Raw genomic sequence first — 245 nt, forward strand, 5'->3', positions numbered from 1 at the left:
CCCGACGGTGTCGGCGCACCGCGATCAGCGCGACGGCGCCCAGCGCCACCGCCGCCGCACCGGCGCCCGCCGCAACGGCACCCGAGGGCGCGGTCGTCGCGGTGGCGGTTCCGCCGCCACCGGTGTGGATGCCACCGACCGGCATGTCGGCGAGGGTCGCCGAGTCGGTGATGGTCTGCGCCGTCAGCGCGCCCTGGGCGTCATCTAGCACGAAGAGGGTCGAGACCGACCCCGCCGGCAGGTCG

Annotated in this window: 1 pseudogene; it reads right to left on the reverse strand. The window is 76.7% G+C overall.

Annotated elements, in window-relative coordinates:
- Nucleotides 1-211: pseudogene (locus DBR36_RS18185) on the reverse strand (hypothetical protein); the annotation flags it as partial.
- Between the last annotated feature and the right edge of the window lie 34 nt (nucleotides 212-245).

Origin of the sequence: Microbacterium sp. HMWF026 (assembly GCF_003061325.1) — a bacterium.
Classification (GTDB): domain Bacteria; phylum Actinomycetota; class Actinomycetes; order Actinomycetales; family Microbacteriaceae; genus Microbacterium; species Microbacterium testaceum_E.